The organism is Aeromonas sp. R1-1 (assembly GCF_040908495.1).
In the GTDB taxonomy this organism is placed as follows: Bacteria; Pseudomonadota; Gammaproteobacteria; order Enterobacterales; family Aeromonadaceae; genus Aeromonas; species Aeromonas veronii.
Genome location: NZ_JBFODV010000173.1, coordinates 1 through 10,397, shown reverse-complemented (window position 1 = coordinate 10,397; position 10,397 = coordinate 1). Strand labels below are relative to the sequence as shown.

General features: G+C 58.4%; 4 protein-coding genes and 1 pseudogene. 2 read left to right on the top strand and 3 right to left on the bottom strand.

Going from position 1 to position 10,397, the window contains the following annotated elements; all coding sequences use genetic code 11:
• The 3 genes from AB5Y92_RS10620 to AB5Y92_RS10610 all read right to left on the bottom strand — a co-directional run.
• A partial coding sequence (locus AB5Y92_RS10620) for a biotin/lipoyl-binding protein (protein ID WP_368226739.1) occupies positions 1-455 on the bottom strand: 455 nt, incomplete at its 3' end.
• Positions 448-2,592 carry a type I secretion system permease/ATPase gene (locus AB5Y92_RS10615; RefSeq protein ID WP_005350980.1) on the bottom strand — a complete coding sequence of 715 codons (2,145 nt, stop codon included), beginning with the start codon at positions 2,590-2,592 and terminating at the stop codon, positions 448-450. The genes AB5Y92_RS10615 and AB5Y92_RS10620, both read right to left, overlap by 8 nt.
• 377 nt (positions 2,593-2,969) lie before the next feature.
• Positions 2,970-3,899 (bottom strand): TIGR01212 family radical SAM protein, encoded by a 930-nt coding sequence (locus AB5Y92_RS10610; RefSeq protein ID WP_042083735.1) that lies wholly within the window; start codon positions 3,897-3,899, stop codon positions 2,970-2,972.
• 611 nt (positions 3,900-4,510) lie between these two features.
• On the opposite strand from AB5Y92_RS10610, the gene gltB reads away from it, so the two are divergent.
• Both gltB and AB5Y92_RS10600 read left to right on the top strand, forming a co-directional pair.
• Positions 4,511-8,968: a glutamate synthase large subunit gene (gltB, locus tag AB5Y92_RS10605; RefSeq protein ID WP_279490641.1), complete on the top strand. Its 4,458-nt coding sequence runs from the start codon at positions 4,511-4,513 to the stop codon at positions 8,966-8,968.
• Between the two features lie 12 nt (positions 8,969-8,980).
• Positions 8,981-10,303, top strand: a pseudogene (locus AB5Y92_RS10600) (FAD-dependent oxidoreductase); the annotation flags it as partial.
• Positions 10,304-10,397 lie beyond the last annotated feature (94 nt).

The window sequence follows — 10,397 nt, the reverse complement described above, 5'->3', positions numbered from 1 at the left end:
TTTTTCACCTCGACGCTGGCCATCTCGGCGCGCAGACGGGCCACATCCCCCTTGAGGGTGACCACCTCTTGCTCCCGTTCTCTAAAGTCGGAGCGGAAACGGGTGTCATCAATACGCAGCAGCGGCTGCCCCTTTTCGACGATGTCCCCCTCTTTGACGAAGATCTCTTTGACGATCCCCCCTTCCAGGTTCTGGATCACCTGCAGCTGACGGGACGGAATAACCTTGCCCTGACCCACGGTGACTTCATCCAGTTCGGCCCAGGCCGCCCAGACGATGGCACTCATGAAAAAGAGGAAGCAGCACCACAACAGGATGCGAGCTCCGGTCGGCGTGGTCAGCAGTACAGCTGCCGCGCCGTCATCGACAAACTCCAGATGCTCGGGTGCTGGCAATACCTCGCCGGAAGGCGTCTTTTTGCTGCGCTTGAACCAGTCCATGAGCCCCTTAACCATGGGACACCTCCTGCACGCGCACCTTGCCTTCCTTCAACTGCTGCAACACCACCTCTTTGGGGCCATCAGCAACGATCTGCCCCTGCTCGATGACGATCACTCGCGATGCCACATCCAGCATCGAGGTTTTGTGAGTGATGAGGATCAATGTGGTTTCCGGGCCCAGTCTGGCGAGCTCTTGCTTAACCTGCATCTCGGACTGGTTGTCCATGTTGGAGGTCGGCTCATCCATCACCAGAATGGGGGGGTCATTGAGCAGGGCGCGAGCCAGCAGGATCGACTGACGCTGGCCACCGGAGAGCTGACGCCCCCCCTCGCCTATCTGCCGATCCAGCCCGTTGGGATCCCGGTTGGTAAAGTTGGTGACACCCGCCCGCTTGGCGGCGCGCAAGACTCTCACATCATCCACCAGCGGATTACCCAGCATGATGTTGTCCCGCACCGATCCGAAAAAGAGAATGACATCTTGCGGAACACAGCCGATATTGCGACGGATCACCGCTGGTGGCAGTTGATCGAGTTCAAAGCCGTCGATACGTACCGAACCATCGGTCGGTCGATACAGTCCCATCAACAGCTTCTCGAGGGTCGTTTTACCCGCCCCAATCCGGCCGATAATCGCCACCTTTTCGCCCGGCTGAATGCGCAAATTGATATTGTGCAGGGTGCTGGTTTCCATGCCGGGATATTTGAAGGAGACATTCTCGAATTCAATTCGACCGGCAATCACCGGATGATGGATATATTGCTTGCCCTCCTCCTGCTCCCCTGGGGTTTGCATGATTTTTTCCAGAATATCCAGTGCTGACTTGGCCTGGTTATAACGGGTCGACAACACGGAGAGTTGCACCATGGGCGCAATGGCGCGGCTGGAGAGCATCACGGCGGCAATCATGCCCCCCATGGTGACCAAGCCTTCCGAAATCTGGTAAACACCGACGATCACCAGACCGACCGTCACCACTTGCTGGATATAACTGGCCAGCGAGGACATGGAGTTGGTAATGCGGCGGGTCTGTACGCCCCAGGTGGAAATATGGGAGACGGCCTGCTCCCAGCGATGCTGGAACATGCTCTCGGCGCCGAAAATCTTGACGGTTTCCAGCCCGGAAATACTTTCAATCAGGTTGGCGTTCTTCTGGGACGCAAGGCGTGAACCCTCTTCGATGGACTGCTTGAGGGGCTCTTGAATATAGAAGCTGTAGGCGATGAGGATCAGCATGGCGACGATGGGAACCACCACCATTACGCCTGCAAACATCCAGATAATAAAAAGGAAGAATACGGCAAAAGGGAGATCGATAAGAGTAGAAACCGTTGCGGAGGTGAAAAACTCCCGCACCGATTCAAATTCCTGCAGATGTTTGGCGAACGCGCCAGTGGAAGCGGGACGAGACTCCATCCTCATGCCCATCACCTTGGCGAAAATCTTGGCGGACAGCAGCACATCAGACTTTTTACCGGCAATGTCGATAAAGTAACTACGCAACTGCCGCATCACAAAATCGAAGGTAAAGACCACCATGGCCCCGACCGCCAGCACCCAGAGCGAATCAAACGCCAGATTGGGCACAATCTTGTCATAAACGTTCATGGTAAAGAGCGGACTGGCGATGGCAAACAGGTTGATCAGAATGGAGGCGATCAGCACATCGCGATAGATGCCGCGGGATTCGAACAAGGTGCTCCAGAACCAGTGTCCATCACGGGTTTCCAGTACCTTGGGCGAGCGCTCGTCAAACTTGAACTGCTTCTTCACGTAGAAGAGGCGTCCCAGATACTCATCACCCAATTGGGCTGCAGTCAGCCATTGCGCGGCATCACCGGCCTGCGGGAAAATCACTTTCCCCTGGCTGCGATCTTCGTTCCACTCCAGCAAAATGCAGGCGCCACCACTGCGCATCTGCAATACACAAGGCAGCAGCAAGGGAGAAATATCGGCCAGTGGCTGTATCACTTCACGGGCGGATAACCCGCCCCGCTCGGCAGCACGGCAAAAGAGTGCGGTAGTCAGGCGTCCGGAGACCAGTGGCAACCCGGTCGTCAGGGCATCCTGGCTGTTGGGCACACCATAAAAACGGGTCAAGAAGACCAGACACTCCAATAACTCATCAATACGACTTGTTTCTGCTTGCATAGCATCCTGTCACTGCATAAATGAGGTAGATAGGAGCGTTCATCGCTCATATTTCCCTGCTATAGCCACGCTAAAACCGAGTGGCCTTCCCGCTGATGAGACTGATCAGGGGATAAACCTGTCCAGATAGATCGCGACACTCATCCCCAATTTCCCGGCACAGCAGCAATGGCGGCATGATTCGTTATTGGTAAAAATAATCGGCTCATCAACACCATGCTAACACTGCAATCAGGGTGAATGTCGGAGTTAATTGATAATGACATTTATTATGGCGCACCACTATATCAACCGGCACGTACCAAAACTATAGTTTAGGGTATGAAGTTTTTTATATAACCCTATGTTTTACGTGAAAATAATAATCTGGTGCTCAATTATAGGTCAGGAAGTATGAAGGGTCTGCCCAACGCGTGACCTTGCGGGCCATTCAATGAGAGTGCTTTGGCAATGTCCGCCATGGCCGTCCAGCGATTTTCACACCAGGCTGGCGCCAACAGAGTTGGACGGCGCGCGGAGGCCGAAATCCGGTGATACACCACCTCGGGCGGCGTGTGCTGGATCATGGCAACGGCCGCTTCCACATACTGCTCCAGCGTCAATACCTCAAGGCGCCCCGCCTGCCACGCTTTGCCAAGAGTACTACCCTCAACCACATGAAGCGGATGCAACTTGATCCCCTCAACACCGGTCTCAACGATACGATGCAGGGTATCGAGGCTGTCCATCGGCACCTCCCCCGGCAGGCCGACGATCAGATGAGCACATACCTTGATGCCGCGCTGATGGGCACGTCTTACCGCATCCTCATAGGCGGCATAACCATGGCCGCGGTTGATCCGTTGCAGGGTCTTGTCGTTGGCGCTTTGCAGCCCGAGCTCCAGCCACACCTCGTAACCCCGGGCCTGATAGCCCGCCAACAGATCCAGCACCGCATCCGGCACGCAATCGGGGCGAGTGCCCACACAGAGCCCCACCATATCGCTCACTGACAGCGCCTCTTCATACATCCGCTGCAGATATTCGACCTCGGCATAGGTGCTGGTATAGGCCTGAAAGTAGGCAAGATAGCGTTTGGCACGGGTGACTTCGTCCCGGCGAGCCAGCAGTTGTTGCACCACGGAGAGTTGTTGGGCCGACTCGTCGGCAAAAGAGGAAACGTTGCAGAAGGTGCAGCCACCACGACCCAGAGTGCCGTCACGGTTCGGGCAGGTGAAGGCCCCGTGGATGGAGAGTTTGTGGATCTTCTGACCATGACGTTGCTTGAGATCCTGACCGAATGTATTGACGAGTTCGTGTAACTGCATGACACCTCCGCTAAAGGAGCGCCATTGTACGAGCTTGCGTAAAACAGGGGCTGAGCTGGATCAAGCTAGCGGAGAGGGTAAAACATATAAATACCCGACCAATTTTGAATAAATATAGAGAAAAAGCGCAAAAAAAGGATTTTTACAGTTCTTTGACGATTCAAACAGTAAACATCCATATGAAAATGAGACCTGATAACCCACTGTTGAACAATGAAAAATTCAAAGAGCCCCTACAGCACACAATTGCAAGTATGGGATATTGAAAATGTGATCCCTTCCGCTGTCGGCCACATCGGGTTGGTAAAATTACTACATTCGCCCATCGTCGCCGAGCGCACCATTGAGCCCGTCAATGGCGATATATTTAACCAACAAAATCAAACCACACAGAATAAACACTCCATAACTGCGAGCAAATCCCCCTAACCCGACATTTTGTTATGCGAATGTAACCATGAAGACAAACCTGACCTGCGATTGACCTCGCCAGAAAATCCCATTAGTTTGGAGATTCGCCACGTCAGGCAGACGGAACCACAAGAGCCAATCGCAATTTATGCAGTCAGGTGATGACTGTGCGATACAAGGCCGAGCAAGGGAGAAATGCAATGTCACTATATGATCCAAAGCTGGAGAGGGATAACTGTGGCTTCGGCCTGTTGGCCCACATGGAAGGGGAAGCCAGCCACAAGCTTGTCCGTCTCGCGATGTCAGCATTGGCTCGCATGCAGCACCGCGGCGGGATCTCCGCCGATGGCAAGACCGGCGATGGTTGCGGTCTGCTGCTGCAAAAACCGGACAGCTTCTTCAGAGCTGTCGCCGAGGAGAAGGGATGGCACCTTGGCCGCAACTATGCGGTCGGCATGCTGTTTCTCAACCCTGACCCCGTATTGGCACAGCAGACCCGCGATATCATCGACGAAGAGCTGGAAAAAGAGACCCTGAGTCTGGTCGGCTGGCGCAAGGTGCCCGTCGATACCAACGTACTGGGTACTATCGCAAAAGCCTCCCTGCCCAGCATTGAACAAGTCTTTGTCAACGCCCCGCCCGGCTGGGTCGACAAGGATCTCGAGCGCCGCCTCTATATCGTGCGCCGCCGCATCGAAAAGCGAGTCAACGACGACTACTTCTACGTGGTCAGCCTCTCCAATCTGGTCACCGTCTATAAAGGACTGTGCATGCCGGTGGACTTGCCGCGCTTCTATCTGGATCTCGCCGACATCCGTATGCAGGCGGCCATCTGCGTCTTCCACCAGCGTTTCTCCACCAACACCAGCCCGCGCTGGCCGCTGGCCCAGCCGTTCCGCTATCTGGCCCACAACGGCGAGATCAACACCATCGCCGGCAACCGCCAGTGGGCCAAGGCACGCAGCTATAAGTTTGCCACCCCGCTCATTCCCGATCTGCAGGAAGCGGCTCCCTTCGTCAACACCACCGGCTCTGACTCCTCCAGCCTCGACAACATGCTGGATCTCTTCCTCGCCGGTGGTATGGACCTGTTCCGCGCCATGCGCCTGTTGATCCCGCCTGCATGGCAAAAACATCCGAACATGGATGATGACCTGCGCGCCTTCTACGACTTCAACTCCATGCACATGGAGCCGTGGGACGGCCCGGCCGGTATCGTCATGACCGACGGTCGCTACGCCACCTGCGCACTTGATCGCAACGGTCTGCGTCCGGCCCGCTACGTCATCACCAAGGACAAGTTCATCACCCTCGCCTCCGAGGTCGGCACCTGGGACTACACCCCGGACGAAGTGCTGGAGAAGGGCCGGGTCGGCCCGGGCGAGCTGTTCGTGGTGGATACCAGCAACGGCAAGGTGTGGACCAGCTTCGAGATCGATGACGATCTCAAGACCCGCCACACCTACAAGCAGTGGATGGATAAACATTGCCGCCGACTGGTCCCCTTCGAGCAGATGGACGACAGCCAGACCGGTAGCCGCGAGTTCTCCGATGACCAGCTGAAAACCTATCAGAAGTTGTTTGGCTACTCCTTCGAGGAGCTGGATCAGATCATCCGGGTTCTCGGCGAAAATGGTCAGGAGGCGGTGGGCTCCATGGGGGATGATACCCCGATGGCGGTGCTCTCCTCCGGCCCGCGCACCCTTTATGACTACTTCCGCCAGATGTTTGCCCAGGTGACCAACCCGCCCATCGATCCGCTGCGGGAGAACCACGTGATGTCGCTGGCCACCTGTATCGGTCGCGAGCAGAACGTCTTCAACGAGACCTTCGGCCACGCCCACCGCGTGCTGTTCCAGTCGCCGATCCTGCTCTACTCCGACTTCCACCAGCTGCTGGCACTGGAAGGTGAGTACTACCGTCATCAGGTGATCAGCCTCAACTTCAAGCCCGAAGAGGGGCTGGAAGCGGCCATCGTGCGCATCTGCGACGAAGCCAAAACTGCTGCCAAGAGTGGCACCGTGCTGCTGGTGCTGTCGGATCGCGATATCAGCGCCGACACCCTGCCGATCCCGGCCGCCATGGCGGTGGGTGCCGTGCAGCGCACCCTGGTGGACAACAACCTGCGCTGCGACGCCAACATTCTGGTGGAGACCGCAAGCTGCCGCGATCCGCACCACTTCTCGGTGCTGCTGGGCTTTGGCGCGACCGCCATCTACCCCTATCTGGCCTACGAAACCCTGGCCAAACAGGTTGAAGAGGGCGTGCTCACCATGTCCCTGCGCCAGGCCATGGTCAACTACCGCAACGGCATCAACAAGGGGCTCTACAAGGTGATGTCCAAGATGGGCATCAGCACGGTCGCCAGTTACCGCTGCTCCCAGCTGTTTGAAGCGGTGGGTCTGGCCAAGTCGGTGGTCGATACCTGCTTCCGCGGCGTATCGAGCCGTATTCAAGGCGCCGATTTTGCCGACATCCAGCAGGATCAGCACAATCTGGCCCGTCAGGCCTGGCTGGTGCGCAAGCCCCTCCCCCACGGCGGCCTACTCAAGTTTGTCCACGGCGGCGAGTACCACACCTACAACCCGGACGTGGTGCAGACCCTGCAAACCGCGGTGCGCTCCGGCAACTATGCCGATTACAAGGAGTACGCCCGTCTGGTGAACGAGCGCCCGGTTGCTACCTTGCGCGATCTGCTGGCCCTGAAGAAGGTCGACAATCCGGTCGCGCTGGATCAAGTGGAGCCAGCCGACAAGCTGTTCCCCCGCTTCGACTCCGCCGCCATGTCCATCGGCGCCCTCGGACCTGAGGCCCACGAGGCGCTGGCTGTTGCCATGAACCGCCTCGGCGGTCAAAGCAACTCCGGCGAAGGGGGCGAAGATCCCAAGCGTTTCGGTACCGAGAAGAACTCCCGCATCAAGCAGGTGGCTTCCGGCCGATTCGGTGTCACCCCCCACTACCTGATGAACGCCGATGTTGTGCAGATCAAGGTGGCGCAGGGTGCCAAGCCCGGCGAAGGTGGCCAGCTGCCCGGTGACAAGGTCACCGCCCAGATCGCCCAGCTGCGCTATTCCGTGCCCGGCGTGACCCTGATTTCACCGCCGCCGCATCACGACATCTACTCCATCGAGGATCTGGCCCAGCTCATCTTCGACATCAAGCAGATCAACCCGAGCTGTCTGGTGTCGGTGAAACTGGTCTCCGAACCCGGCGTCGGCACCATCGCCTGCGGCGTGGCCAAGGCCTATGCCGACTTCATCACCATCTCCGGTTATGACGGCGGCACTGGCGCGAGCCCCCTCACCTCGGTCAAATATGCCGGCTCCCCGTGGGAGCTGGGTCTGGCCGAGACCCAACAGGCGCTGGTCGCCAACGGTCTGCGCCACAAGGTGCGGCTGCAGGTGGATGGTGGTCTCAAGACCGGTCTCGACATCATCAAGGCGGCCATCCTCGGCGCCGAGAGCTTCGGCTTTGGCACCGGCCCCATGGTGGCGCTCGGTTGCAAATACCTGCGTATTTGCCACCTGAACAACTGCGCCACCGGCGTTGCCACTCAGGATGAGAAGCTGCGTCGCGAGCACTTTACCGGCCTGCCGGAGATGGTGATGAACTACTTCAAGTTCATCGCCGAAGAGACCCGCGAGCTGATGGCCCAGCTCGGCGTCACCCAGCTGACCGACCTGATTGGCCGCACCGATCTGCTGGAAGCCCTGCCCGGCCTCACCGCTCGTCAGGCCAAGCTGGATCTCTCTGGCATTCTGGCCCGTCCGGTAGCACCAGCAGGTTCCAGCCTCTTCAGCCAGCAGCACAACCCCACCTTCGACAAGGGGCCACTCAACCTGAAAATGGTGGAAGATCTGCTGGAAGCGGTGGAAACCTCAAGCGGTGGCGAGTTCCGCTACGACATTCGCAACACCGACCGCTCGGTGGGGGCGCGCCTCTCGGGCGAGATTGTCAAACGTCACGGCAATCAGGGAATGGCGGCGGATCCGGTCAAAGTGCACTTCAACGGCACCGCAGGCCAGAGCTTCGGCGTCTGGAACGCGGGTGGCCTTGAGATGATCCTCACCGGCGATGCCAACGACTACGTGGGCAAGGGGATGACCGGCGGCAAGCTGGTGATCAAGCCCCATGTCGGCGTGGCGTTCAAATCCCACGAAGCAGCCATCATCGGCAACACCTGCCTCTACGGCGCCACTGGCGGCAAACTCTACGCCGCGGGCACTGCCGGCGAGCGTTTCGCGGTGCGCAACTCCGGCGCCTTGGCGGTGGTCGAGGGGATTGGCGACAACGGTTGTGAATATATGACCGGCGGCATCGTCACCGTGCTCGGTCAGACCGGCGTCAACTTCGCGGCGGGCATGACCGGCGGCTTTGCCTACGTGCTCGACGAGTGCGGCAACTTCGCCAAGCGCACCAACCCCGAGCTGGTGGAACTGCTGGACGTGGCGGATCTCGCCATCCATCAGGAGCACCTGCGCGGCATCATCACGGCGCACCTCAATGAGACCGGCAGCTCGCGCGCCGAGGAGATCCTGGCCAACTTCGACTCCTATGTGCCCAAGTTCAGGCTGATCAAACCCAAGTCCAGCGACGTGAAATCGCTGCTGGGTCACACCAGCCGTTCCAGTGCAGAACTCAGAATCCAGGCGCAATAAGGAGGGAACCCTATGAGCCAGAACGTATTTCAGTTTATCGATGTGCAGCGGGTCGACCCGCCCAAGAAGCCGCTCAAGATCCGCAAAATCCAGTTTGTGGAGATCTACGAGTCCTTCAATCAGCCGCAGGTACAGATGCAGGCGGATCGCTGCCTCGAGTGCGGCAACCCCTATTGCGAGTGGAAGTGTCCGGTCCACAACTACATCCCCAACTGGCTGAAACTGGCCAAAGAGGGGCGCATTCTTGAGGCGGTGGAGCTCTCCCACCAGACCAACAGCCTGCCGGAAGTGTGCGGTCGGGTCTGCCCGCAGGATCGCCTGTGCGAGGGCTCCTGCACCCTCAACGATCGCTTCGGCGCGGTGACCATCGGCAACATCGAAAAGTACATCACCGACAAGGCGTTCGAGATGGGCTGGAAGCCCGATCTCTCGAACGTGGTCAAGACCGGCAAGCGGGTCGCCGTTATTGGCGCCGGCCCGGCGGGTCTCGCCTGTGCCGACGTGCTGGCACGCAATGGCGTCACCCCGGTGGTGTTTGACAAATATCCGGAGATCGGCGGCCTGCTCACCTTTGGCATCCCCTCCTTCAAGCTGGAAAAAGAGGTGATGCAGCGTCGCCGCGAGATATTCCAGGGGATGGGCGTGGAGTTTCGTCTCGAGACCGAAGTGGGCAAGGACATCACCTTCGCCGACCTGCTCGGCGAGTTCGATGCGGTCTTCCTCGGGGTCGGCACCTACAAGTACATGAAGGGTGGCTTTGCCAACGAAGAGGCGCCGGGCGTCTATGACGCCCTGCCCTACCTCATCGCCAACGCCAACCGCTTGCTGGGCTTCGAGAAGGCACAAGCCGACTACATCGACTTCGCCGGCAAGCAGGTGGTGGTACTGGGCGGTGGTGATACCGCCATGGACTGCGTGCGTACCGCTATCCGTCAGGGCGCCGCCAAGGTGATCTGTGCCTATCGCCGCGACGAGGAGAACATGCCGGGCTCCAAGCGGGAGGTGAAAAACGCCCGCGAGGAGGGGGTTGAGTTCATGTTCAACCTGCAACCGGTAGCGGTCGAGCTGGATGCCAGTGGTCGCACCGTCGGCATCAAAGTAGTGAGCACCGAGCTGGGTGAACCCGATGCCAATGGCCGCCGCAATCCGGTGGTCATCGAGGGCTCAGAGCAGGTGTTGGCCGCCGATGCGGTGGTGATGGCGTTTGGCTTCCAACCCAACCCCCAACCCTGGATGGCGGAGTTCGGCATCGAGCTCGACAACCGGGATCGCATCAAGGCCCGCGAGCAGGCGGAATACGCCTTCCAGACCAGCAACCCCAAGGTGTTCGCCGGAGCGTGACTGGATTTTTTACGCGAAATGCATATTTCAAACTTTTGTCGGCAAGGAGCATGAATCCACGGCGGTTGGTAATCCCCGTCAATTCATC